Annotated in this window: 24 protein-coding genes and 1 pseudogene; 12 read left to right on the top strand and 13 right to left on the bottom strand. The window is 67.2% G+C overall.

The features are described from left to right. Positions 1-62: 62 nt before the first annotated feature. The 3 genes from CVUC_RS09305 to CVUC_RS09315 all read right to left on the bottom strand — a co-directional run bounded on the left by CVUC_RS09305 (position 63) and on the right by CVUC_RS09315 (position 3,803). Positions 63-584, bottom strand: a complete 522-nt coding sequence (locus CVUC_RS09305) for an SRPBCC family protein (RefSeq protein ID WP_096034656.1) — start codon at positions 582-584, stop codon at positions 63-65. Between the two features lie 59 nt (positions 585-643). Next, positions 644-1,612, bottom strand: a complete 969-nt coding sequence (locus CVUC_RS09310; protein WP_096034657.1) for a TraB/GumN family protein — start codon at positions 1,610-1,612, stop codon at positions 644-646. Between the two features lie 64 nt (positions 1,613-1,676). Continuing rightward, positions 1,677-3,803: a M3 family metallopeptidase gene (locus CVUC_RS09315; RefSeq protein WP_096034658.1), complete on the bottom strand. Its 2,127-nt coding sequence runs from the start codon at positions 3,801-3,803 to the stop codon at positions 1,677-1,679. Between the two features lie 125 nt (positions 3,804-3,928). Between CVUC_RS09315 and CVUC_RS09320 the strand changes: the two genes are divergently transcribed. After that, complete coding sequence (locus CVUC_RS09320; protein ID WP_096034659.1) at positions 3,929-4,777, top strand: glutamate racemase; 849 nt, start codon at positions 3,929-3,931, stop codon at positions 4,775-4,777. Here the strand turns inward: CVUC_RS09320 and CVUC_RS09325 are convergent. Then, complete coding sequence (locus CVUC_RS09325; protein ID WP_423748630.1) at positions 4,774-5,040, bottom strand: hypothetical protein; 267 nt, start codon at positions 5,038-5,040, stop codon at positions 4,774-4,776. The two genes, CVUC_RS09320 and CVUC_RS09325, sit on opposite strands and share 4 nt — an antisense overlap. A gap of 154 nt (positions 5,041-5,194) precedes the next feature. Here CVUC_RS09325 and CVUC_RS20370 point away from each other — a divergent pair, with 154 nt between their 5' ends. Continuing rightward, positions 5,195-5,431 (top strand): hypothetical protein, encoded by a 237-nt coding sequence (locus tag CVUC_RS20370; protein ID WP_233279799.1) that lies wholly within the window; start codon positions 5,195-5,197, stop codon positions 5,429-5,431. Here CVUC_RS20370 and CVUC_RS20815 read toward each other — a convergent pair. Further along, positions 5,363-5,611: pseudogene (locus CVUC_RS20815) on the bottom strand (hypothetical protein); the annotation flags it as partial. The gene CVUC_RS20370 and the pseudogene CVUC_RS20815 overlap by 69 nt on opposite strands. Positions 5,612-5,862: 251 nt before the next feature. Between CVUC_RS20815 and CVUC_RS09340 the strand changes: the two are divergent. From CVUC_RS09340 to CVUC_RS09350, 3 genes are all read left to right on the top strand, one after another. Then, positions 5,863-8,337, top strand: a complete 2,475-nt coding sequence (locus CVUC_RS09340; protein ID WP_164512753.1) for an FtsK/SpoIIIE family DNA translocase — start codon at positions 5,863-5,865, stop codon at positions 8,335-8,337. 123 nt (positions 8,338-8,460) lie between these two features. Continuing rightward, positions 8,461-9,120, top strand: a complete 660-nt coding sequence (locus CVUC_RS09345) for an outer membrane lipoprotein carrier protein LolA (protein ID WP_096034663.1) — start codon at positions 8,461-8,463, stop codon at positions 9,118-9,120. Between the two features lie 240 nt (positions 9,121-9,360). After that, positions 9,361-10,167, top strand: coding sequence for an exodeoxyribonuclease III (locus CVUC_RS09350; RefSeq protein ID WP_096034664.1), 807 nt, complete (start codon positions 9,361-9,363; stop codon positions 10,165-10,167). Between the two features lie 12 nt (positions 10,168-10,179). On the opposite strand, the gene mutM is transcribed toward CVUC_RS09350, so the two are convergent. Then, positions 10,180-11,043 carry a bifunctional DNA-formamidopyrimidine glycosylase/DNA-(apurinic or apyrimidinic site) lyase gene (gene mutM, locus CVUC_RS09355; RefSeq protein WP_096034665.1) on the bottom strand — a complete coding sequence of 288 codons (864 nt, stop codon included), beginning with the start codon at positions 11,041-11,043 and terminating at the stop codon, positions 10,180-10,182. 82 nt (positions 11,044-11,125) lie between these two features. Here mutM and CVUC_RS09360 point away from each other — a divergent pair, with 82 nt between their 5' ends. Both CVUC_RS09360 and ubiB read left to right on the top strand, forming a co-directional pair. After that, positions 11,126-11,884: a class I SAM-dependent methyltransferase gene (locus CVUC_RS09360; RefSeq protein WP_096034666.1), complete on the top strand. Its 759-nt coding sequence runs from the start codon at positions 11,126-11,128 to the stop codon at positions 11,882-11,884. A gap of 4 nt (positions 11,885-11,888) precedes the next feature. Continuing rightward, complete coding sequence (gene ubiB / locus CVUC_RS09365) at positions 11,889-13,397, top strand: 2-polyprenylphenol 6-hydroxylase (RefSeq protein WP_096034667.1); 1,509 nt, start codon at positions 11,889-11,891, stop codon at positions 13,395-13,397. 6 nt (positions 13,398-13,403) lie between these two features. On the opposite strand, the gene CVUC_RS09370 is transcribed toward ubiB, so the two are convergent. Beyond that, positions 13,404-13,766 carry a DUF5076 domain-containing protein gene (locus tag CVUC_RS09370; protein ID WP_096034668.1) on the bottom strand — a complete coding sequence of 121 codons (363 nt, stop codon included), beginning with the start codon at positions 13,764-13,766 and terminating at the stop codon, positions 13,404-13,406. Further along, the gene (locus tag CVUC_RS09375) at positions 13,763-14,317 is read right to left on the bottom strand and encodes a hypothetical protein (RefSeq protein ID WP_015923347.1); all 555 of its coding nucleotides are present in this window, start codon (positions 14,315-14,317) and stop codon (positions 13,763-13,765) included. Before CVUC_RS09375 ends, CVUC_RS09370 begins: the two co-directional genes overlap by 4 nt. Positions 14,318-14,466: 149 nt before the next feature. Between CVUC_RS09375 and coaBC the strand changes: the two genes are divergently transcribed. Together coaBC and dut are read left to right on the top strand one after the other, a co-directional pair. Continuing rightward, entirely contained in the window at positions 14,467-15,663 is a 1,197-nt protein-coding gene (coaBC, locus tag CVUC_RS09380) for a bifunctional phosphopantothenoylcysteine decarboxylase/phosphopantothenate--cysteine ligase CoaBC (protein WP_164468253.1), read from the top strand. A 59-nt stretch (positions 15,664-15,722) separates the two neighbouring features. Next, positions 15,723-16,190 (top strand): dUTP diphosphatase, encoded by a 468-nt coding sequence (dut, locus tag CVUC_RS09385; protein ID WP_096034670.1) that lies wholly within the window; start codon positions 15,723-15,725, stop codon positions 16,188-16,190. Here dut and CVUC_RS09390 read toward each other — a convergent pair. Beyond that, entirely contained in the window at positions 16,187-16,327 is a 141-nt protein-coding gene (locus CVUC_RS09390) for a hypothetical protein (RefSeq protein ID WP_024265995.1), read from the bottom strand. The two genes, dut and CVUC_RS09390, sit on opposite strands and share 4 nt — an antisense overlap. 289 nt (positions 16,328-16,616) lie before the next feature. On the opposite strand from CVUC_RS09390, the gene CVUC_RS09395 reads away from it, so the two are divergent. Genes CVUC_RS09395 through CVUC_RS09405 form a run of 3 tightly spaced genes read left to right on the top strand, consistent with a single transcriptional unit; the run spans position 16,617 to position 19,967 of the window. Next, a complete protein-coding gene (locus CVUC_RS09395; protein WP_164468290.1) occupies positions 16,617-17,726 on the top strand; it encodes an HlyD family secretion protein in 1,110 nt (369 codons plus the stop codon). A gap of 14 nt (positions 17,727-17,740) precedes the next feature. After that, positions 17,741-19,342, top strand: a complete 1,602-nt coding sequence (locus tag CVUC_RS09400) for a DHA2 family efflux MFS transporter permease subunit (protein ID WP_096034673.1) — start codon at positions 17,741-17,743, stop codon at positions 19,340-19,342. A gap of 16 nt (positions 19,343-19,358) precedes the next feature. Next, the gene (locus CVUC_RS09405; RefSeq protein ID WP_010921543.1) at positions 19,359-19,967 is read left to right on the top strand and encodes a TetR/AcrR family transcriptional regulator; all 609 of its coding nucleotides are present in this window, start codon (positions 19,359-19,361) and stop codon (positions 19,965-19,967) included. 17 nt (positions 19,968-19,984) lie between these two features. On the opposite strand, the gene CVUC_RS09410 is transcribed toward CVUC_RS09405, so the two are convergent. The 4 genes from CVUC_RS09410 to fabA form a co-directional block, all read right to left on the bottom strand. Beyond that, positions 19,985-20,800: an enoyl-ACP reductase FabI gene (locus tag CVUC_RS09410; RefSeq protein WP_024265997.1), complete on the bottom strand. Its 816-nt coding sequence runs from the start codon at positions 20,798-20,800 to the stop codon at positions 19,985-19,987. Positions 20,801-20,865: 65 nt separating this feature from the next. After that, positions 20,866-22,656 (bottom strand): hypothetical protein, encoded by a 1,791-nt coding sequence (locus CVUC_RS09415; protein ID WP_096034674.1) that lies wholly within the window; start codon positions 22,654-22,656, stop codon positions 20,866-20,868. A 12-nt stretch (positions 22,657-22,668) separates the two neighbouring features. Next, positions 22,669-23,880: a beta-ketoacyl-ACP synthase I gene (fabB, locus tag CVUC_RS09420; RefSeq protein WP_096034675.1), complete on the bottom strand. Its 1,212-nt coding sequence runs from the start codon at positions 23,878-23,880 to the stop codon at positions 22,669-22,671. A gap of 70 nt (positions 23,881-23,950) precedes the next feature. Next, a complete protein-coding gene (fabA, locus tag CVUC_RS09425) occupies positions 23,951-24,463 on the bottom strand; it encodes a 3-hydroxyacyl-[acyl-carrier-protein] dehydratase FabA (protein ID WP_010921547.1) in 513 nt (170 codons plus the stop codon). Between the last annotated feature and the right edge of the window lie 21 nt (positions 24,464-24,484).

Genomic DNA, 24,484 nt, shown 5'->3' on the forward strand with positions numbered 1-24,484 from the left:
AAAACCAAACACTTAGAGCCCTTTCAAACGCTTTAGATGATTCCATCTAAAGCTAAAGGGCTCTAGCGTCCCTCGACAGCCGCCTTCAGGCCCTGGACCTGCTGGCCCAGAACCCCGTCGACGGGCGCGGCCAGCTTGTCGAGCCCGCCCCTGAAGTACCCGCCGACGTCATAGGTGACCGTCACGGTCGTGGCGCCGTCCTTCTCGGCCAGGACGATGGTCATCGCCCCGCTTGCGCCCGACGACTGCAAGGGGCCAAGCCCGCCGTTCAGCACCAGCTTCTGGCCGGGCGCAGCATGGACCGTCGTCATGTGCAGCACCGAGCCGCCATTGGGCAGGCGCTCGCAGAAGCAGCCGCCCGAGGCCGCGCCGAGCGACAGGTTGGCGGCCGACCCCGACCAGGTGTGCGCCGAGGCCCACCATTTCGACGGCTGAACCAGGACGCTCCACACGGTGGTCGCCGGCGCGGCGATCACGACCTGATGGCGGACCTGAAACCCGCTCGGCTGAGCGTCCGTCACCTCGGCCCGCGCGGCGCCCGCCACCAGCAGCGCCAGAACGCTCGCGGCGATCATCGTCTTCATCGGTTCGTCCTCCCGACAAGACCTTGGTCGGCGCGAGCCTGGCGCGTCAACTCACCGCCCTATTCGACGGGCGAGGTGATCGTCGCGCCCCGCGCCTTCAGGCGGTCCAGGACCCCGTCGGCCGGCAACAGGAAGCCAAGATCGACCACCGCGACCGTGACCCCCGGCCGCTTTAGCGCCTCGGTCATGGCGTCGGCGGTCTGGACCAGTCCCTTTTCCAGCAACGCTGCCCCGCCCGGAACGTGGGTCAGGCACCGCTGCGCGGCGCTGGCGCGGTAACGGGCGCGCACCGAGGCCAGATCGCCTTCGGCCCAGTCGCGCCCGATCGTGGTGGAATGGGCGCCGTCATAGGCCACCTCGTCCAGGGCCACGCGCAGACAATAGAGCTGGTCTTCCGGCGAGAGCTTGCCCGCGATGGCGGTGACCGCGCTCATCCGGTACTGCCCCACCGCCTTGACCTTCAGCTTGCGCGCCTTGGCCATGCGCTCGATCGTGCTGACGGGCTTGGCCTCGGACAGGCCGGCGGCCTGACGGAAATCCGACAGCAGCAGAAACCCGGCCACCGCCGGCTTCCAGTTCTTGTACTCGCCCGCGCCTTTTCGGGCCTGGGTGCGGGACTCGACAAAGCGCGCCTTCAGATCCGGCGGGAGCTGGTCCTCGAGCGCCTTGCCCAGCGGCTGGCGCAGGCCGCCGCCCAGCTTCAGGACGAAACCGGCCACCTGGGTGACCCCCACGGCCGCCTCGGGGGGCACGAGGACAAGGCTCGCCTTGTCCAGCGCCTTGTTGAGGCGCGGGCTTTGCCATTTCAGCTGATGCGGCAGCGGCGGGGCCGAGCCCAGGATGTAGAGCTTGGCCCCGTCCTTCTCGACCAGCCAAACCGCCGGCCCCTGCGGCTTGGCCATGATCGTCAGTTCAGCGACGACGGCGCTTTCGTCCTGCCCCGGCGCAGCGTCGAGCGCGACGGGCGGCGGGGCGGCTTGTCCGGAAAGCGCCAGGGAAAGAGCCAGAGCGGCGGACGCGATCATCAAAACTCCTTCAGCCCCCGAAGCCCCTAACCCTTCCTCCTGCGGGAGGAGGGTTAGGGGATCTGCCTCAGGCCCCCGGCGGAACCGGGAAGCCGCGCTTGCGCATCAGGGCGCCGATCTTGACGTCCCGGCCCCGAAAGGCGCGGAACTGCTCGACCGGATCGATCGTGTTGCCCGCCGACATGATGTCCTCGTAGAGCCGCTTGGCGACGGCCTTGTCATAGAAGCCGCCCGGCGCGTCGGCGAAGGCCTCGGCGGCGTCGGCGGTCAGGGTGTCGGACCACAGATAGCTGTAGTAGCCGGCCGAATAGCCATCGCCCGAGAACACGTGGCCGAACTGCGGCGTGCGGTGCCGCATCACGATCTCCTTGGGCATGTTCAGCTTGGCCAGTTCCTCGCGCTCGAACTTGTCCGGATCGATGTCCACGTCGCCGGCCAGGTGCAGCTTCATGTCGATCAGGGCGCTGGCCAGATACTCGGTCGTGCCGAAGCCCTGACCGAACTTGCCGGCGGCCTCGATCTTCTTGACCAGCTCGGCCGGGATAGGCTTGCCGGTCTGATAGTGCAGAGCGAACTGGTTCAGCACCTGCGGGGTCGACAGCCAGTGCTCGTTCAGCTGGCTGGGGAACTCGACATAGTCACGCGCCACGGCCGTGCCCGACACCGACGGATAGGTCGCATTGGCGTTCAGGCCGTGGATGGCGTGGCCGAACTCGTGGAACAGCGTGACCGCGTCATCCCACGAGATCAGCACCGGCTCGCCGGGCTTGCCCTTGATGAAGTTGGAGTTGTTCGAGACGATCGTGGTGGTCTCGCGCTTGAACCGCTCCTGGGTGCGGTAGGCGTTCATCCACGCGCCCGAACGCTTGCCGGGACGCGCATAGGGGTCGAAGTACCACAGGCCCACATGCTTGCCGCCGCGCGTCACCTCGTAAACCGTGACATCCTCGTGGAAGACAGGGATGCCTTCCAGCTTCTTGAACTCAAAGCCGTAGAGCTGGCCCGAGGCCCAGAACATGCCCTCGCGCAGCTTATCCAGCTGCAGGTACGGCTTCACCTCGTTCATATCGAGGTCGTACTTCGCCTTGCGCACCTTCTCGGCGTAGAAGCGATAGTCCCAGGGCTCCAGTTTGAAGCCGCCGCCCTCCTTGTCGATGATCGCCTGCATGTCGGCGACGTCGATGGCCACCTGGGCGATGGCCGGCTTCCAGACGGCCTCCATCAGCGCCATGGCGTTTTCAGGCGTCTTGGCCATGGCGTTCTCGAGGCGCCAGTGGGCGTGGGTCTTGTAGCCCAAGAGCTTGGCCCGCTCGACGCGCAGCTTCAGGATCTTGCTGATGATGGCGTTGTTGTCGGTCGCCCCGCCGTTGTCGCCGCGATTGACGAAGGCGCGCCAGACCTTCTCGCGCGCCGCGCGCACCGGCGACCCGGTCAGGAACGGATCGACGCTGGAGCGGGTGTTGACGATCACATGCTTGCCCGGAAGCTTGCGCGTCGCGGCGTTCGAGGCGGCGGCGGCCTTGAGGCCCTCGGGCAGGCCGGCCAGATCAGCCTCGGACAGTTCGATCCAGGTGTTCTCGTCGGCCAGCTGGTTCTGGCTGAACTTGGTGTAGAGGCCGGCCAGCTCGGTGTTGATCGCGCCGACCCGGGCCTTGGCCTCGGGCGACAGCTTCGCACCCGACCGCACGAAGTTGGTGTAGTAGATCCACAGCACCCGCTGCTGCTCGGGCGTCAGCTTGGCCTTGTCCGGTGCGTTGTAGACCGCCTCGATACGGGCGAAGAGCGCGGCGTTCTGGTTGATCTTGTCGTAGTGGGCCGAGAGCTTGGGATCCATCTCCTCCTCGACCTTCTGGAACTCCGGCGTGCTCATGTTCGAGCCCCAGATGTAGTAGTAGGTCTGGACGTCATTGAGCATGCGACCGGCGTCTTCCAGCGCCGCGATCGTGTTCTCGAAGGTCGGCGCGGCCTTGCCGGCGGTGATGGCGTCGATCTCGGCCAGGTTCTTGGCCATGGCCGCTTCCAGGGCCGACTTGAAGTCAGCGACCTTGACCTTGTCGAAGGCGGGCACGCCGCCGAAGCGCCCGGCCCACTTCTGGGTCATAGGATTTGGGGTCTCCGCAAGGGCGAGGCCGGGTTGAAGGGCGGCCATGGCGCCGGTGACGGCGGCCGTGGCGAGAAAGGTGCGACGTTGCACGGAGGATCTCCGGTGAAAGTGTTGGCCGTGACCCTAGGATATGGGCGGCCGACCTGTCACATGACAGGGCCGTAACCTTCCCCAGTGCGTGGACGCGCCCCGCTTTGGCGGCTACAGCTTGGCCCATGATCGGCGTCTTTGACTCTGGCGTGGGCGGCCTCTCGGTCCACCGCGCCCTCGTGCAACGTCTGCCCCAGGCGGACTTCACCTATCTGGCTGACCAGGCCAACGCGCCCTATGGCGTGCGGACCGGCGAGGACATCGTCGAGCTGACCAAGGCCGGCTGCATCCGTCTGTTCGAGCGCGGCGCCAGCCTGGTCGTTCTGGCCTGCAACACCGCCTCGGCCATCGCCCTGCGCCGCCTGCAGCAGACCTGGCTGCCGGGCTATCGCAAAGACATCGGCCGCCCGGTCAACATCCTCGGCATCATCGTGCCGACCATCGAAAAGGCCACGGGCCTGCCCTGGGAGCACGAGGCCGAGCGCCGCGGCGAGATGGTCCAGGCCCTGGACATCCTGGGGGTCTTCGCCACCCAGGCCACGGTGCGCTCGCGGGTCTATGAGATCGAGATCGACAAGCGCAAACAGGATCTGGCGGTGTTCTCCGAGGCCTGCCCAGAGCTGGTCCCGCTGATCGAGGGCGACGCCAGCGTCGTCGAGATCGCCAAGGCGGTGGAGGGCCACGTCCAGGCGCTGAAGACCCGCATCGGCCGCTATCCCGACCGGGTCGTGCTGGGCTGCACCCACTATGAGATCATCGCCGACATCTTCCGCGCCGCCCTACCGGCGGGCACCCCGCTGATCCAGCAGCCGGCGGCCACCGCCGAGGGCCTGGCGCTCTATCTGGAGCGTCACCCCGAATATGACGTGGGAACGGGCGGCGGGCGTGTGTTCCTGACCACCGGAACGCCGGGTCCGCAAAACGGCCTGGTCCAGAGCTTCTGGGGCGCCCCGCTGGCGTTCGAGGCGGCTTAGGGCGAAGGCGGCGGGTCGCTTTCGGCGGCTATGGCGGAGACGGGTTTCGACCCGTTGCGGACCTTGGCGCCAAACAGAATCCCTCTTCCAAAGGGAGAGGGAGGGGCCCGCCGCGAAGCGGTGGGAGGGAGAGGGGTTACGAGGTTAGACGGCGTGCCGGCGCTCCGTCGGGCGCCGTAACCCCTCTCCCCAACCCTCTCCCTTTGGGAGAGGGAGCATGGTCCGCCTTCCACCCTCCACCGACATCGCGAACGTCCGCTCATCAGATCGCCCGCTCCGAATATCTTCCCCAAGCGCCCCAGTCCCCGGTGTCGCACGGGCGTATCCGCTCCCCAGGACCAACGTAATCAACGCCTTAGCCCTCAACACAGTGGGCCTATCCAAAATCGACGCATCCCCCGCAAAACCGCCTGCACAATGATCCCACCTCGTCGCGAGGAAAGGGCGCATGGCCAGCGACCATTTGCGGCGGCGGGGGGCGGTCGAGCGGGGCTAGGTTCGAGGGGGATACTCGAACGGTCCGGGGATGAGCTTGCTGGGCTCACCCGCCCGCCGTCGGCGTGGTTGGAGGCAAAGGGATGTGTCTTAGCCTGTAGTGGCTCGTCCTCTTCGACCGTCGAGCGCCTGGGAAACCCGGGGCTCGGGTCCCGGTAAGGCCTGAACAGGGCCACCTGACGGGACGCTGGCGGATAACGGCCGCGCGGAGCGTCGGGCTTCGTCGAAACGGTATCTACAAACTCACATTCCGGACGAACGTCCGGCGCTCCGCAGCCCTTTCCAGACCTTCAGCGATCAGTCGCGTGAAGCCGATGAAACGCGCCCAAAATCCTCCCCCTAGCGGGGGAGGTGTCGGCTCGAAGAGACGACGGAGGGGGAAGGGGCAAGCTCAACAGGACTTCCCCCTCCGTCCGCTACGCGGACACCTCCCCCGCTGGGGGGAGGATTTTTCCCCGGCGGTTCCCCATCAAGCGGAAGGGAGATGCGTCATAACCAGCATCCTAACGGACGTCGTAAACAGCCCTTAACGCTCTTCAGGCACAACATCGCGGTTCGACCCGTCTTGCGCGGGTCCAAAGAGACGACGGTTGAGTTCGGAGACTTTCATGGCGCGAGCCGCGCGGCGATCCACGACGGAGCTCCTTTGGGATGCGATCCGTTATGGCTGGGCCCAGCCCTGGACGGCCCGGTTCCGGGGCGGGATCGTCACCGTCGTCGGGGCGGTGCTGCTGCTCGCTATCGCCACCTACAACGCCACCGATCCCAGCTTCAACGCCGTGACGGGCGAGCCGGCTAGCAATGCGCTGGGCGGCCTGGGCGCGGCGATTTCCGATATTCTGATGCAGTCGCTGGGCCTGTCGGCCTGGGGCATTGCGCTGCTGATGCTGGTGTTCGGCGTCACCCGCGTGGCCCAGGCCGACCCCGACGCCGAGCGCAAGGACCTGCGCCAGCGGGCGCTGGTCGGGGCCCTGGGCCTCTTGGCGCTGTCGGCCGTGCTGGCCGCGCCGCCGCCACCCGCCATCTGGCAGCTAGAAAAGGGTCTGGGCGGCTTCTGGGGCGACTCCCTGCTGCACATGGTCGCCGCTGTCCTCAGCTTCGCCCACATCCCCGGCGCGACCATCATCGCCGCCATCCTGTTCGGGATCGCCGCCATCGCGGCGCTCGGCTTCGCCATCGGCGTGCGTGAGGTCGACCCCGACGCCATCCACGCCGCCGTCAGCAACGCCCTGCAACCCCGCGCGCGCCCCGAGCCGGAACCTGAACCCGCGCCCGTGGCCAAGCCCGTCCGCGCCAGGCGCGAGAAGGCCGAGCCCGCGGCCCCGCGCGCCGGTCGCCTCCCCCCGCTGGAAGCCGACGACGACGAAACCCCGATCGCGGCCTCGCAGCCGGCCGCTGCGCAGCGCGCCTATACCCCGCCGCCGGTCCAGGACGACGAGGACGCGTTCGAGGACAGCCTGGACGCCCGGCCCATGGCCATCGCCAAGCCCAAGACGCCCGTGAAGGAGTCCGGCCGTGAGGCGCGCGAGCAGCAGAAGGCCTTCGACTTCGAGGAAGACGCCGGCTTCCAGCTGCCCGAACTGGCCATGCTGGCCAAGTCCAAGCCGCGTTCGTCCGAGGTGGACGCCGCGGCCCTGCGCCAGAACGCCCGCCTGCTGGAAAGCGTGCTGGCCGAGTTCGGCGTCAAGGGTCAGATCGACCAGATCCGCCCCGGCCCGGTGGTCACCATGTACGAGCTGGTGCCCGCCCCGGGCGTCAAGACCGCGCGCGTCGTTGCGCTCGCCGATGACATCGCCCGCTCGATGAGCGTGATCTCGTGCCGCGTGGCCGTGGCCCAGGGCCGCAACGCCATCGGCATCGAAATGCCGAACCAGCGGCGCGAGACCGTCTATCTGCGCGACCTGCTGTCCAGCGCCGACTATGAGAAGGCCAGCCAGATCCTGCCCATGGCGCTGGGCGAGACCATCGGCGGCGAGCCGTATATCGCCGACCTCGCCAAGATGCCCCACTTGCTGATCGCCGGCACCACCGGCTCGGGCAAGTCGGTCGGCGTCAACGCCATGATCCTGTCGATCCTGTACAAGCTGCCGCCCGAGAAGTGCCGCTTCATCATGGTCGATCCCAAGATGCTGGAACTGAGCGTCTATGACGGCATCCCGCACCTTCTGGCCCCCGTCGTGACCGATCCGAAGAAGGCCGTCGTGGCCCTGAAGTGGACCGTCCGCGAGATGGAGGACCGCTATCGGCGGATGTCCAAGATCGGCGTGCGCAACATCGGCGGCTACAACGAGAAGGCCAACGAGGCGGCCGCCAAGGGCGAGCACTTCGAGCGCACGGTCCAGACGGGCTTCGACGACGCCGGCCGTCCGATCTATGAGACCGAGCAGATCCGCCCCGAGCCCATGCCCTATCTCGTCGTGGTCATCGACGAGGTGGCCGACCTGATGATGGTGGCCGGCAAGGATATCGAAGGCGCCGTGCAGCGCCTGGCCCAGATGGCCCGCGCCGCCGGCATCCACCTGATCATGGCCACCCAGCGCCCGTCGGTCGACGTCATCACCGGCACCATCAAGGCCAACTTCCCGACGCGGATCAGCTTCCAGGTCACCAGCAAGATCGACGCCCGCACCATCCTGGGCGAGCAGGGCGCCGAGCAGCTGCTGGGCCAGGGCGACATGCTCTACATGGCCGGTGGCGGCCGCATCACCCGCCTGCACGGTCCGTTCGTGTCGGACGGTGAAGTCGAGGCCGTGGCCAGGTTCCTGCGCGACCAGGGCATTCCGCAGTACCTCGAGGAGGTCACCGCCGGCGGCGACGAGGAACAGGAAGAGGCGATCGAAGGCGCCTTCTCGGGCGAGGGCGGCGCCAACGACCTCTACGACCACGCCGTGGCCGTGGTCACCCGCGACCGCAAGGCCTCGACCAGCTACATCCAGCGCCGCCTGCAGATCGGCTACAACCGCGCCGCCTCGCTGATGGAACGGATGGAGAAGGAGGGCGTCGTCGGCGCCGCCAATCACGCCGGCAAGCGCGAGATATTGGCCCCGCCGCCGCCACCGCTCTAGGCGGCCTCGAGCGATGCTGCGGCGTTTCGGACGCTCCCAACCTGAACGCGGCTTCATCGCGCCGCCGGAAAATGGCCTTGCGACGGCCTTCGCGGCGGCCAAGGTTGAGGCTAAGGAGTCCAGATGACCACGCGCCGTATCCTTCTGGCGGCCGGCCTCGCCGCCGCCCTCGCCTCGCCCGCCCTGCTCACCCCCGCCTGGGCCCAGGGCTCGACCGCGCCGGTTCCGGCCCAGCTGTCCGCCGAGCAGAAGGCGCTGTTGGACAAGGCCACCACCTATATCCAGGGGCTGTCCTCGGCCAAGGGTCGCTTTGTGCAGACCGATCAGCGCGGAACCCAGACCCAAGGGACCTTCTATCTGCAGCGCCCCGGCAAGGCGCGGTTCGCCTATGATCCGCCGGCGGGCCTGCTGGTCGTCAGCAACGGCAACAACGTCAACATCTTCGACAGCCGCCTGAAGACCTATGAGAGCTATCCGCTCAGCAAGACGCCGCTGAACCTGCTGCTGGCGCGCGAGGTTCGCCTGGATCGCGGCGTGGTCATCACCGATGTCCGGCCGCTGGCCGACGGCTTCACGATCGTGGCGCAAGACGCCAAGCGCCAGGCGCTGGGCCGCATCTCGATGGACTTCTCGAACGGCCCCGTCGGCCTGATGGGCTGGACGGTCACCGACATCAAGGGCGGCCAGATCCGCGTGCGCCTCAGCGACTTCGCCGAGACGGCGGATCTCGACCCCAAGCTGTTTGTCCTGACCGATCCTCGTCGCAAGGTTGGTAAACCGTAGGTCGGCGGATTTGTGACATTCTCACAACAGGCAAGAATCAACATCCGGCTTGCTTGACTAAAAATTAGGACGTGGCATATTTAACACGCATGGCGATGGGCGACCGACCCGCTCCTCGCAAACCGTGCCGGAACCTATCCCCTCCCGGCGGCGGCATGAGAGACTAGACTTTCGCCCAGATGCTCGACGCATCTGGGCGTTTTTCTTTCCGGTCTCCAAAAACCGCGATAGAGCGGGGCCATGCGCCTCCGTATCGCCACCTGGAACGTCAATTCCGTCCGCCTCCGCGCCGAACAGGCCGCACGCTTCGTCGACGAGCAAGCTCCGGACGTCCTCTGCATGCAGGAGATCAAGTGCCAGGAGGGCGAGTTTCCGCGGGAAGCGTTCGAGGCCATGGGCCTGCCGCACCTGAAGATCGCCGGTCAGAAGGGCTGGCATGGGGTGGCCATCGCCTCGCGCCTGCCGATCGAAGACGTTCCCACCCTGATGACCTGCCGCGAGGGCCACGCCCGCTGTGTGGCGGTCAAGGTGGCCGGGGTCGAGATCCAGAACTTCTACATTCCGGCCGGCGGGGACACGCCCGATCGGATCGGCAATCCGAAGTTCGACCACAAGCTCGATTTCTACGAGACCCTGACCGCCGCCCTGAAGAAGCGTGACCCCAAGGCCCCGCTGATCGTCACCGGCGACCTCAATATCGCGCCGGGCGAGAACGACGTCTGGAGCCACCGCCAGATGCTGAAAGTGGTCAGCCATACGCCGCCGGAGCTGGAAGCCTTCGACGCATTGATCAAGTCGATGGACCTCTTGGACCTACCGCGCCTGGCGACGCCGGAGCCGCAGAAGCTGTTTTCCTGGTGGAGCTATCGCGCCGCTGATTTCCGCAAGTCCAACCGCGGCCTGCGCCTGGACCACATCCTGGCCAGCCCTGGCCTGCGCGACGCCGCGATCCTGGACGGCAAGGTCTCCTCGCGAGTCCACGACGACGTGCGCGAATGGGAGCGCCCTAGCGACCACGCGCCGGTCACGGCCGACCTGAAGGTCTGAGGCGATGGACGCTCAGACCTGACAGACCGGACAGAAGAAGGTTGAACGTCCCGCCTGGACCTCCCGGGCGATCACGCCCTTGCACGCCGGCGTCGGGCACGGCTCGCCCTCGCGGTCGTAGACCCGGAAGCGGTGCTGGAAATAGCCCAGCGCGCCGTCGGCGGCCGCGAAATCCTTCAGCGTTGAGCCGCCCACCTCGACCGCCTCGGCTAGGACCTCCTTGATGGCGACGGTCAGCGGACCAAGGCGCTTGCGGGTGATGCCGCCTGACGGCTTGAAAGGCGAGATCCCCGATCTGTGCAGCGCCTCGCAGACATAGATATTGCCCAGGCCCGCGACCGTGCGCTGGTCCAGCAGCAGCGTCTTGGGGCCCTGCTTGCGATTGGCGAAGGCCTTTTCCAACGTGCAGACGTCGAACCCTTCGCCGAGCGGCTCGGGGCCCATGGTGGCGAACCACGGGTGATGACTCACCCTATCGGTCGGGATCAGGTCCATGAAGCCGAACCGGCGCGGGTCGTAATAGGTGATCGTCGCCCCGTCCTCGGTCTCGAAAACGACGTGGGCGTGCTTGTCGTCGGGCGTCACTTCTCGGGCGAAGTCACCGGGGCGAACCGTCCCCGTCGGCGCGGCGATCTCGAAGCGGCCGGTCATGCCCAGGTGCATCACCAAGGTGTCGCCCCGGTCGAGCGGGGCCAGGATGTACTTGGCGCGCCGATCCAGGCGCAGGATCCGCGCGCCGCTCAGCCGCTGAACGAAACCGTCGGGGAGCGGGAAGCGCAGGTCGGGCCGGTTGGCGCGGACGCTGGAAAGACGCGCCCCGGACAAGACGGGCTCCAGGCCCCGGCGGACGGTCTCGACTTCGGGCAATTCGGGCACAGGGAACCTTCGGCGGATGACGGCGGGCGTGTCGCGGGCTAATAGCGGACTTAAGATATAGAAAGCCCGGCCCAAAGACGTCATGAGCAACACCTCCGCCAGCTTCGGTTTCAAGGATGTCGACGCCTCGCTGAAGGCGGGCCTGGTGCGCGGGGTCTTCGACCGCGTCGCCAAGAACTACGACATCATGAACGATCTGATGAGCGGCGGCGTCCACCGGCTGTGGAAAGACGCGGTGGCCGCGCGTCTCAATCCGCAGCCCGGCGAGGTGATCATCGACTGCGCCGGCGGCACCGGCGATATGGCGCGCCGCTTCGCCAAGATGGCGCGAAAGGCCCAGGAACGCCGAGGCGGCCCCGACGCGACGATCAACATCGTCGACTACAACGCCGAAATGATCATGGCCGGAATCGAGCGGGGCGGCGAGCCGGAGATCACCTGGACCGTCGGCGACGCCCAGCGCCTGCCGCTGCCGGACGCCTATGCCGACGCCTATGTGATCTCGTTCGGCATCCGTAACGTGACCGACATCAACGCGGCCCTGCGCGAAGCTCGGCGCGTGCTCAAGCCGGGCGGCCGGTTCCTGTGCCTGGAATTCTCGCGGCCGGTCACCGAGCCTTTGGCCAAGGCCTATGACGCCTACAGCTTCAAGGTCATTCCGCAGGTCGGCGAGTGGGTCGCCAAGGACCGCGAGGCCTACCAGTACCTGGTGGAGAGCATCCGACGCTTCCCCGATCAGCGGACCTTCGCGGGCATGATCGAAACGGCCGGCTTCAAGCGCGTGACCTTCACCAACTTCACCGGCGGCGTCGCGGCCCTGCACCAGGGCTGGGCGATCTAGGACCGTGGCCACGCTCGAAGCCTTCTGGCGCCTGACCGGCGCGGGCTGGGCCTTGGTCCGGGCCGACGCTCTGATCCCGCGTGAACTGGAACCCCTGCTTCCCCCCAGCGCGAAGCTGGCTGGGCGCGTCCTGCGCCTCTTCGCAGGCCCGGCCGCCCGCAAGGGACGGCCGGGGGAACGCCTGGCGGCGGTGCTCGAACGTCAAGGGCCGGCCGCAATCAAGATGGGCCAGTTCCTGTCGACCCGCGCCGATATCTTCGGCGCGGCCTTCGCCGATGACCTGTCGCGCCTGAAGGACCGGCTGCCGGCCTTTCCACTGAGCGTCGCCAGGGCCGAGATCGCCCGCAACCTCGGCAAGCCGCTGGATGAGATCTTCGCCGAGATCGGTGAACCGGTGGCCGCCGCCTCTCTGGCCCAGGCCCACCCCGCAACGCTGGTCGACGGCCAAAAGGTCGCGGTCAAGGTCCTGCGCCCGGGCGTCGAGCGGCAGGTCGCCCGAGACACCGCCGTCCTGCGCCTGGCCGCGCGTCTCGCCGAGACCCTCGTCCCAGCCTCGCGACGTCTGCGTCCGACCGAGTTCGTCGAGGTCGTGATCCGCGCACTCGAGCTTGAGATGGACCTGCGCTTCGAGGCCGCCGGCTGCGCCGAGCTGGGCGAGGCCATGGCCAAAGACCCCTATATGCGCGCGCCCGCCGTCTGCTGGGAGGGCGTCGGCAAACGCGTCCTGACCCTGAGCTGGGCGGAAGGCGCACCCTTATCTGGCCCCGCCGCACTGGATCTGCCAGGCCTGGACCGCAAGGCGCTGGCCGAGAACGTCACGCGCGGTTTCCTCGCCCAAGCGCTGGATCACGGCCTGTTCCACGCCGACCTCCACGAGGGCAATCTGTTCATCGCCGCGCCGGCCGCGATCACGGCGGTGGACTATGGCATTGTCGGTCGCCTGGGGCCCGGCGAGCGCCGCTACCTCGCCGAGATCCTCTACGGCTTTCTCAATCGTGACTATGCGCGCGTGGCCAAGATCCATTTCGACGCCGGTTATGTGCCCGCCCACCAGGATATGGACGCCTTCGCCCAAGCCCTGCGCGCTGTCGGCGAGCCGGTGTTTGGCCGTAAAGCGCGCGAGGTCTCGATGGGCCGACTGCTGGCGCAGCTGTTCGAGATTACCGCCCTGTTCGATATGGCGCTGCGCCCTGAGCTCGTTCTGCTTCAGAAGACCATGGTCACCGTTGAAGGCGTCGCTCGCCGGATTGATCCCACCCACGATCTTTGGGCGGCCGCAGATCCGGTCGTACGGCGGTGGATCGGCCGTGAGCTCTCCCCCGCCGCCAAGGCGCGAGACTTCGCCGAAGAGGCGATACGGGCGATCAAGGCTCTCGCGCGGCTGGCGGAGACCCCCACCGCACCCCCGCCCGTCGCCGCCGAACGCCTTCACACCTGGCCCCTGCTCTGGTTTCTGGTCGGCGCGGCCACGGCGGGAGCGGCCTTTGTGACCGGTGTGCTCCTGGCCCGCTAGGATCAATCATCCAGAGGCAGCCGGCGCACCTCCCGTTCGTTGAGCGGTTGGGCTCGTGGCCTCGACGTTGAAACTCCCGACAATCGCCTCATAAAGCGCCGACCGTGGACCCATGCCCTCGGCGCTGAGGGCATCGGCGACGTGTCCTGCCAGATCGGCCAGGATAATGCCCCAGGCGGTGGTTTCCATGACCACGCTTTCCTCAGCGTAGAGGCCAAATTTCAGCGAGCAATGAAGGCCGCGCTCAGCGATCCAGACGCGCGCCAGCTCAACGGCGCTGGTGTCGCGAAGGGCGGCGGCGGGCACAGTAAGGGCATCCATGACGACTTCCTCCGGCATGCCAGACCGAGCGTGAACACGCCCCCTCATCCTTCCGCCTGATCTCGACCGCGCGCCTTCGCCGCCGACGCTCGGCGTGCTTCGCGAGCCTTCTGTTCATCCCAGTAGGCTCCGCCCTCCTCTGGTCGGAACATCGTGCGCGGCGCGCCCTCGCGCGAAACCACCGCGAAGACGTTGTCCTTGGGATCGTAGATGAGAAGATCGCCATTCGGCCGCTTGAGCGTCTCGGCGCCCCTTGGCGGATCACTGACGAAGGCGTGGACCTTGGAGACATAGTCATCCACTGACTTCGCCGAGAAACTGGCCCCATTTCGCTCGAAGGATCGCTGGGCGTTCTCATCGGCCGAGCGTGTACGATTGGCGGCCCAGTAAGGCTTGCCCGCGATCAGCTTGACGGGCGCATCGCGCGGATCGTCTCGACGGCCCTCACCGCTGGGGGATACGGCGACGCCCTCACTCGCCGCGATCCGGTCGCTCCCCGTCGGAGCCTTCACCGCAGAAGCCCCGCTATCGCAGCCCGCAAGTCCAACCATGATCAAGATCGTCAGGGCGCAGGCGGGCAGACGTTGTACAATCTTCATGATCGTAATAACCCAATTGCTCTACCTAGACGATTGATGAACGAAAGCGGAACGCGAGTCGAGTCCCTTTTTCGCCCTCCGATTGGCTCTGGCGCTTTGGCGCGCGGATGGGCATGTGCTGGGGGAACGACCGGAGCGTGGAGCGGGACGTGGGCGAGAAGCGGGTTCTTCTGATCGTCGGCGGCGGTGTGGCGGCCTACAAGGCGCTGCTGCTGACGCGCCTTCTAAGAAAGGCCGGCGTGGCCGTGCGACCGATCCTGACCAAGGCCGGCGCCGCGTTCGTCACGCCCTTGTCTCTGGCCGCGCTGGCCGAGGACAAGGTCTACGAGGATCTCTTCTCGCTGACCGACGAGCATGAGATGGGCCATATCGAGCTGTCGCGCTCGGCTGATCTCGTGGTGGTGGCGCCGGCGACCGCTGACCTGATCGCCAAGGCGGCCCAGGGTCTGGCCGGAGACCTGGCCTCCACCACGCTGCTGGCCACCGACAAGCCTGTCCTGATGGCCCCAGCCATGAACGTGCGCATGTGGCTGCATCCAGCCACCCAACGCAATATCGCGACTCTCAAGGCCGACGGCGTGCGCTTCGTCGGCCCTGAGGAGGGCGCCATGGCATGCGGTGAATTCGGCCCCGGTCGCCTGGCCGAACCCGAGGCGATCTTCGCCGCGATCATGGCGGCGCTGGAAGGTCCCGCCGCCCGACCGCTGGAGGGCAAGCGGGCGCTGGTCACCGCTGGACCGACGTTCGAACCCATCGATCCCGTGCGCGGCATTACAAACCGGTCCAGCGGCAAACAGGGCTTCGCGATCGCTGAGGCTCTGGCCAAGCTCGGCGCAGAGGTGACCTTGATCGCAGGCCCCGTCGCGCTTCCGACCCCACCCGGCGTCCGCCGGATCGATGTCGAGACCGCCCGACAGATGCTGGCGGCCAGCCAGGCCGCTCTGCCCGCCGACGTCGGCGTCTTTGTCGCGGCTGTGGCCGACTGGCGGGTCGACGAGGCGTTTGGCAGCAAGCTGAAGAAGGAGAAGGGCGGACCGCCGGCCCTGACCTTCGTCGAGAATCCCGACATCCTGGCGACCTTGTCGGCCAGCGGACCCCATCGCCCGCGCCTTGTCGTCGGTTTCGCGGCGGAGACCGACCATGTCGAGGAGCACGCCCGCGCCAAGCTGGCGCGCAAGGGTTGCGACTGGATCATCGCCAACGATGTCACCGAGCCCGGCGTCATGGGCGGCGGCGAGAACGCCGTGCTGCTGGTGACCAAAACCGGAACCGAGCGCTGGGACCGCGCCGCCAAGGATCGGGTCGCCGCTCAGATCGCCCAACGGATCGCAGAGGCCTTGGGTTAGCCTTCAGAGCGCCGGGCAAATCAGCTACAGCCGGAGCCAACGCGTCCGAGGAGCTCCGCATGTCCGCCATCCCCGCTGGTCTCGCCATTCGTTTCAAGCGCTGGGAGGGCAACGCCGACCTGCCGGTCCCCGCCTACGCCACGGCCGGCGCGGCGGGTTTCGACCTGCGGGCCCATGTGCCGGATGAGGCGCCGATCGTCCTGAAGCCGGGCGCCCGTTGCATGGCCCCGACGGGCTTTTCGGTTGCGATCCCCGACGGCTACGAGATGCAGGTGCGTCCGCGCTCGGGACTTGCGCTCAAGAACGGCGTCACGGTCGTCAACGCGCCGGGCACCGTCGACAGCGACTATCGCGGCCAGGTCTGCGTGCTGCTGATCAATCTGGGCGAAGAGGACTTCACGATCCGCCGTGGCGACCGCATCGCCCAGGGCGTCATCGCCGCCGCGCCCCAATGGCCCCTGGTCGAGGTCGAGGACCTGGACGCGACAGAGCGAGGCGCGGGCGGTTTCGGATCGACCGGAGTCTAGTTGGCCACAGGCTGGATGGCCCGCAGGCCCAGGACCAGGTAGCCGCCAAACCCTGCGGCGAAGGCGGCGGCGGCCATCCACAGAACCGGGCGGATCATGTCGAGCGGCGTCTGGCCGGTCGGGGACTGGGACTTCACGGTAACCTCCTGCGGCCAATAGGCGGAACCGACGAACACACGCCGGCGGAGATACGCACTCCCGAAGCCTTGGCTGCGATGGGGAGCGGCTTTTAGGATGGCGCGATTCCAATGCAAGCGGAAATTGCGGCGCGGTGTCGCAGCCCCATGGCCCGCCCCCTCCGTCCTGCTGCGGATAGAGGCGTTGATCGAGCGCCTCTGTTGATTTTTGGACGACTGCGTCCATTTATCCCTTGTATGTTGCGCCGGACCTGACTATCCGGCGCGCTTGTTGTCATTCGACAAGGGCTTGGCCATGGCGGCGTCAGAGAAGAAGAAGCTGGTTCCCCTGATCGTCGGTGGCGTGGCGATCGCTGCGGTTCTGGTCGGCGGAACCCTTTGGTTCCTGGACAAGCAGCACTTCGAGAGCACCGACAACGCCTTCGTCCAGGCCGACACCGTGCAGGTCAGCCCGCAAGTCTCCGGCTATGTCGCCGAGGTGCTTGTCGCGGATAACCAGCGCGTCGAGCCCGGTCAGGTGCTGGCCAAGATCGATCCGTCGACCTTCCAGGCGCGGGTGGACCAGGCGATCGCCAACGCCGCAGCGGCGGACGCCGCCGTTAGGGCGATCGATGACAAGAACAGCCTGGAGCAGGCCGTGATCGCCCAGAGGGCGGCCGGCGTGACCAGCGCCCAGGCCGACGCCAGCCGCGCCAAGGCCGACCTTGACCGCTACAACGCCCTGGCCGACCAGGGCTGGGTGTCGCAGCAGAAGGTGCAGACCACACGCGCGGCCGCGACCCAGTCCGCCGCCGGCGTCGCCAGCGCCCAGGCCGCGCTGGAAGCCGAGAAGCGCGCCGCCCAATCGCTGGGCTCGGCCAAGGCCCAGGCAATCGCCCAGGCCGCCGCCGCCCATGCCGCTGTCGAACAGGCCAAGCTGGACCTTGAACGCACCGTGATCCGCGCGCCGGTCAGCGGCGTGGTCGGCGCCCGCGCTGTCCGCCCGGGCCAACTGGTTCAGCCGGGCGTCGCCCTGATGTCGGTGGTGCCGCTGGGCCAGGCCTATGTCGTCGCCAACTTCAAGGAGACCCAGGTCGCCCGCCTGCGCATCGGCCAGCCCGTCGAAATCAAGGCAGACGCCTTCGGCAAGGAAAAGATCGTCGGCAAGGTCGACAGCTTCGCACCCGCTACGGGCCAAGAGTTCGCGCTGATCCCGGTTGAGAACGCCGTCGGCAACTTCACCAAGATCACCCAGCGCCTCCCGGTGAAGATCGCCGTCGACCGCAGCCAGCTGGGCGCAGCCCTGCGGCCCGGTCTGTCGGTCGAGATCAAGGTGGATGTCCGCGATCGCTCGGGCCCCTCGTTCGCAGAGGCGGCGCAAATGACGCCGCAGGTGGCCCGACAGGGCGCGGCCCGCTAGTCGGCCCGCCCGTCATGGCCGACGCCGCCCTCCCCGCCGATAGCCCCAGCGCGCCCGCAACGCCCGGCGCGACAGCGCAGGTCGATTGGACAAAGCTGTTTCTGGGCTTTGGGGCCATGGTCATCGGCCAGTTCATGGCCATTCTCGACATTCAGATCGTGGCGGCGTCCCTGCCGCAGATCCAGGCCGGGGTCGGCGCCAGCACCGACCAGGTCAGCTGGATCCAGACCGCCTATCTGATCCCCGAAGTCGTGATGATCCCGCTATCGGGATACCTTTCGCGCCTATGGGGCACGCAGAGGCTCTATCTGGCGTCCTGCGCCGGCTTCATCGTCATGAGCATCCTGACGGGGCTGTCGACCTCGATCGACATGATGATCATCACCCGGGCCCTGCAGGGCTTCATCGGCGGGGCGATGATCCCGACGGTGTTCGCCGTCGCCTTCACGGCCTTTCCGCCTGAGCGTCGGGTGACGGCCAGCGTGATCATGGGCCTGATCGTCACCCTGGCCCCGACGGTCGGCCCGACCCTGGGCGGTCACCTGACCGAGTGGCTGAGCTGGCGATGGCTGTTCTTCATCAATGTGCCCACCGGCCTGATCGTGCTGTTCGGCGTGGCGCGCTGGGGCGACTTCGACAAGGGCGATCCCAGCCTGGCCAAGGGCTTCGACTGGTTCGGCCTCGCGGTGATGGCCGTTTTCCTGATGAGCATGCAGTATGTTCTGGAGGAAGGCGCCAAGGAGGACTGGTTATCCGACAGCCTGATCCTGTGGTTGACCGTCGTCGCGGTCTTCGGCGGGGTCGTCTTCGTGTGGCGCCAGCTGACCTATCGCAACCCGATCGTCGAGCTGCGCGCCTTCGCCAATCGCAATTTCACGGTCGGCGTCCTGATGACCGCGGTGTCCGGGGCCAGCCTGTTTGGCGGCACCTTCCTGCTGCCGCAGTTCCTGGGGCGCGTGCGACACTATTCGGCGTCCGAGGTGGGCACGACCATGGTCATATCGGGCCTGTCGATGTTCCTGACCGGTCCGATCGCCGGGCGCCTCGTCCGCAAGACCGATCCACGCCTGCCGATGTGCGTGGGTTTCTTGCTGGCCGGCTTTGGCATGTACATGGCCCACGGCGTGACCAAGGACTGGGGCTTCTGGGAGTTCGCCGGCGTTCAGGCTTGCCGGGGTGTCGGCGTGATGATCGCCATGATCGCCACCCAGCAGATCACGATGAGCACCCTGCCGCCTCACATGGTCAAGAACGCTTCGGGGCTCGTGAACCTGTCGCGTAACACCGGCGGCGCGATCGGCCTCGCCTTGTTGGCCACCTCGATCACACAACAGACGGCGCTCTACTACGACGACCTGACCTCGAAGGTGACCCAGGGCAGCGCTGCGGCCGGCATGATCGCGGGCCTCACCGAGCGCATGATGCAGCTGGGTGTCGCCGATCCGGCCGGCGCGGCGCGCAAGGCCGTCGGCGGCATGATGCAGCAGCAGGCGACCGTGATGGCCTTCGGCGACAGTTTCACCCTGCTGGCGATCGGCTGCTTTATCGCAGCGGCTGTTTCCCTGTTGGCCGCGCCCGTCAAGAACGCGCCGCCCCCGCCGTCTGACGCCCACTGATGTCTGGAGTCTTCTGATGCCCCGCGTCCCAGGACAGATCGATGTCGCCAAGACCGAGGCGATCCTCGACGCGGCCGTCGAGGTCATCGGCGAGCGCGGTCTGGCCGCGCCGATGTCGGCGATCGCCCGCCATGCAGGCGTCTCCAAGCAGACGGTCTATAATCACTACGGCTCCAAGGCCGAACTGATGCGGGCCCTGATGCAGCGCCGCGTCGAGAGCATCACCGCTTCCCTGCGCGAACCCGGCGCGGTCGACAATCCGACAGAAGCGCTGGAGGCCTATGCCCGTTCGGTGCTGGAGACGATGATCACCACTAAGAGCTATTCGATGATGCGGGTGATCATCCTGGGTTCGGGCGAAATGCCCGACATCGCCCAGGAAGTCTTCGAAGCCGGACCACAGAACGCGCGTCGCCAGCTGGCCGCGTTCCTGGAGACCGAAACGCGCCTGGGGCGGATGAAGGTGGAAGACTTCGACCAGGCGGCGGAGTTCTTCTCCGGCATGGTCATGGGCCACAGCCAACTGCGCGCGCTTCTGCGCCTGCCCTCTGAAAAGAGCCAGGAACAGTTCGGCCGCCTCGCACGGGAAGCGGCCGAACGATTCATGCGCGCCTACGCGCCGTAAGCCTGGACAGAGGAGGCTTAAGCCTCCTCGGCGTCAGGCATGCCCATCATGTGGAAGCCGGCGTCGACGTGAACGACTTCGCCAGTGGTCGACTTGCCAAGATCCGAGGCCAGCCACAGGGCGCAGCCGGCGACGCCTTCCATCGAGGTGTCTTCCTTCATCGCCGAGAACGCACGGCCCTGGGCGATCATGCCGCGACCGCCGGCGATGCCCGCCAGGGCCAAAGTGCGCATCGCGCCCGCCGAAATGGCGTTGCAGCGAATGCCCTTGGGACCCAGATCCCGGGCGATGTAGCGGGTCGAGGCTTCCAGGGCGGCCTTGGCCACGCCCATGGTGTTGTAGTTCGGGATGGTCCGCTCCGAACCCAGATAGGTCATGGTGATCAGCGAGCCGCCGTTCGGCATCAGCTTGGAAGCGCGCTTGGCGACGTCCACGAAGCTGAAGGCCGAGATGTTCATGGCCAGCAGGAAGCCTTCCCGCGTGGTGTTGTCGACGAACGAGCCCTTGAGCTCGTTCTTGTTGGCGAAGGCCACCGAGTGCACCACGAAGTCGATCGTCCCGAACGCCTTCTCGATCTCGGCGAAGGCCGCATCCATCGAGGCGTCGTCAGTGACGTCGCAGGGGATCATGGTCTTGACGCCGATGCTTTCGGCCAGCGGGCGCACGCGGCGCTCCAGTTCCTCACCCTGGTAGGTGAAGGCCATCTCGGCGCCCTGGGCGGCCAGCTGGCTGGCGATGCCCCAGGCGATCGAGTTGTGGTTGGCCACGCCCATGACGAGGCCCTTCTTGCCTCGCATCAGCTCGCCCTTGGGGAACGCGTAATCGTCGGCCATGTGTGGGGCCCTCTTTCGCAAATCGTTGACCGCTGGTTAGCAGGCGCCGTCGCCCGGCGGAACCCTCAGCGACGGACAAGGCCGGCGTAGGCAGTTTCCAGCGAGCGGGCGAAGGCGACCGGATCAAACAGGGTCGAGCGCCGGACGGCCTCCGCAACCCGGGGCTTGAGGGCGCCGTCGGCGGCCATCGCCAGGGCCTTGGCGACATAGTCGGCCCTGGAGGTGGCGATCAGTTCGGTCATGCCGATGGCGGTCGCCAGACTGGCCCCGACCCGGCTGGCGAAGCTCTCGCCCGGCAGGGTCAACACCGGAACGCCCATCCGCAAAGCGTCGCTGGCGGTGGTGTGCGCGCCATAGGGCCAGGTGTCGAGAACCAGATCGGCCAGGGCGTGGCGAGCCAGATGCTCGTCGTGCGGCGCCGGTTCGGCGAAAACCAGGCGTTCAGGCGCGACGCCCGCCGCCCGCGCATGGCCACGAAGATTGTCGGCCGCGCCCGGCGCGCCGGCGTACAGCCAGAGGACACTATTGGGCGCGGCGCGCAGGATCGCCATCCAGGTCGCGAACACCTCGGGCGTGATCTTCGCCGGGTTGTTGAAGCAGCAGAACACACGCACACGCTCCGGCAGGCCCATATCGGCCCGGCTCGGGGCGGGTATGACCGAGGTCAGACCGTCGTTTGGCTGGTAGCACGGCAAACGGACCACCGCTTCGGACCAGTTCATCTCCGCGCCCGGCGGAAGAGTGACGGCGTCAGCCAGAACAACGTCGGCGTGCGCCCCCAAGGTGCCGGGATAGCCCAGCCAGCTCACCTGCACGGGCGCGGCGCGATGGACCAGAATCCCGGGACGCCCGTCCTGCGTATAACCCTTGAGATCTACGGCGATATCAACGCCTTGCCGGCGACACTTCAGAGCGATCTCGGCGTCGGAGAGGCGTCGGGCCTCGATCCAGTGTTCGCAGGCGACCCGTAGCCGTTCTTGCATGGCCCCGCCGGTCTCGGGCCCGTAGGAAACCGCGAAGATCTCGAAGCGCGATCGGTCATGAGCCTCGAGAACCCCCGCCAGAAGCCGCGCCGTGGCGTGTTCGTGCAGGTCGGAGGACAGATAGGCCACGCGCAGCCTCTCGCCAGGCGGCCTGACCGGCCATACCGGCGCCGGAACGCTTGGCGGAGCGGAAAGCGTAGCGCAGCGGCGGTGAAGAACGGGGAGGTCGAACAAGGCCAGGGCGGCGAAGGGCGCGACGCCCGCACGGCCCAGCTTCAGGTCCGCCTTGACCAGCATGTCCAGCGCCGCGTCCTCCCGCCAGTCACAGGTCTGACGGCGAGCCCACATCAGGTCTCCAGCGACGCGTGGATGGCTGGGGTTCACCTCCAGCACGGCCTCCAGGTCGCGCGCGGCCTCGGCTGGACGGTTGAGCAAGACCAGCAACGCCGCGCGATGCGCCCGATAGGCCGCTTCGCGCGGGGCGGCCGCGACTGCGTGGTCGATCGCCGCCAGCGCTTCGGAAAATCCACCCAGCCGCTGAAGCGAAACCGCCAGAGCGTTGAAGACTGGCGGATTGTCAGGGTCGACCGCCAAGGCCGCGCGCGCCGCGACCACCGCCTCATCGTCTCTGTGCAGGCTCGTCAGGGCCAGGGTTCTGGCCGACAGCAAGCCTGGACGGACAGGGTCTAACGCCAGGCCCGCGTCCAGGGCCGTCAGCGCCGCTTGCGCCGCACCCAGCTCAAGCCGGGCCACGCCCAGCAGGTGCCAGGCCTCGACGCTCGGCGCAGCGGCGACCAGCCGTTCGCACAAGGCGGCGGCTTCGGCCGTCCGGCCGGCGCGATAGAGGTCGAAGGCCTCGCGGGCGCTGGTCAACGCCCGCCGGCTCTAGACGCGGCTGAAGATCAGCGTGCCGTTGGTGCCGCCAAAGCCGAAGCTGTTGGACATCACCGTCTCAAGCGGCTTGTCGACGCGCTGGCGCAGGATCGGCAGGTCGGCGAACTCGGGGTCGAGCTCCTCGATATTGGCGCTCTCGGCCGCGAAGTCGTTGTTGAGCATCAGGATCGAGTAGATCGCTTCCTGCGCGCCGGCGGCGCCCAGGCTGTGCCCAGTGAGCGACTTGGTCGACGAGATCATCGGCGCCTTGTCGCCGAACACCTCGCGCACCGCGCCCATCTCCTTGCTGTCGCCGACCGGCGTCGAGGTGCCGTGCGGGTTCAGATAGTCGATAGCGCGGTTGCCCGCCTCGGCCATGGCCAGGCGCATGCAGCGCGCCGCGCCTTCGCCCGACGGGGCCACCATGTCGTAGCCGTCGGAATTGGCGGCGTAGCCGACAACTTCCCCATAGATCTTGGCCCCGCGGGCCTTGGCGCGTTCGTACTCTTCCAGAACCACGATGCCGGCGCCGCCGGCGATCACGAAGCCGTCACGGTTCTTGTCATAGGCGCGGCTGGCCACGGCCGGGCGGTCGTTGAAGTTGCTGCTCATGGCGCCCATGGCGTCGAACAGGTTCGACAGGCTCCAGTCCAGCTCCTCGCAGCCGCCCGCGAAGATCACATCCTGCTTGCCCATCTGGATCTGTTCGGCGGCCGCGCCGATGCAGTGGGCGCTGGTCGCGCAGGCCGAGCTGATCGAATAGTTGATCCCGCGGATCTTGAACCAGGTCGACAGCACTGCAGACGGGCCCGAGCTCATGGCCTTAGGCACCGCGAACGGGCCGATCCGCTTGGGGCCCTTTTCCCGGGTGATCGCCGCCGCATCGATGATGACGCGGGTCGAGGGACCGCCCGAACCGACGATCAGGCCGGTGCGCTCGTGGGAGATCTCGGTCTCCGAGAGGCCGGAATCGGCGATCGCCTGTTCCATGGCGATGTGGGCGTAGGCCGTGCCGGGCGCCAAGAAACGCGCGGCGCGGCGGTCGACCATCGCCTCCCAGTCGATCTGGGGCGCGGCGTGGACCTGGCAGCGGAAGCCGAGCTCGGCGTACTCCGGCGCGGCGATCACGCCGGATTTGGCTTCCCGCAGCGAGGCCAATACCTCATGGGCGTTGTTGCCGATGGACGAGACGATCCCCAGTCCTGTGACGACGACGCGACGCATATTCTAAATCCTCTTCTCCCCCTACGATCCGTCAGGGGCCAGCTCTCTAGGGCCGGTCTCGTCTAACGGATCAAGCCATTTGTTCGGGCGTGAACAGGCCAACCTTCAGGTCACTGGTTTCGTAGATCACCTTGCCGTCGGCTTCCAGGACGCCGTCAGCGATGCCCATGACCAGCTTGCGCATGATCACACGCTTCAGATCGATCTTGTAGACGACCTTCTTGATATCAGGCGTGACCTGACCCGTGAATTTCACTTCGCCGACGCCCAGGGCGCGGCCGCGGCCGGGACCGCCCGACCAGCCCAGGAAGAAGCCGACCAGTTGCCACATGGCGTCCAGACCCAGGCAGCCGGGCATGACGGGGTCGCCGATGAAGTGGCAGTCGAAAAACCAGAGGTCGGGACGGATGTCGAACTCAGCCTCGACATAGCCCTTGCCGTACTTGCCGCCCTCGGCCTCGATCCGGACGATCCGGTCAAACATCAGCATCGGCGGCGCCGGCAGTTGGGCGTTGCCAGGACCGAACATCTCGCCGCGACCGCAGGCCAGGAGTTCTTCGAAGGTGTAGGCGTTCTTCTGCATGGCGCACGCCCTAGCACGACG

The sequence above is a fragment of the Caulobacter vibrioides genome (assembly GCF_002858865.1).
GTDB lineage: Bacteria > Pseudomonadota > Alphaproteobacteria > Caulobacterales > Caulobacteraceae > Caulobacter > Caulobacter vibrioides.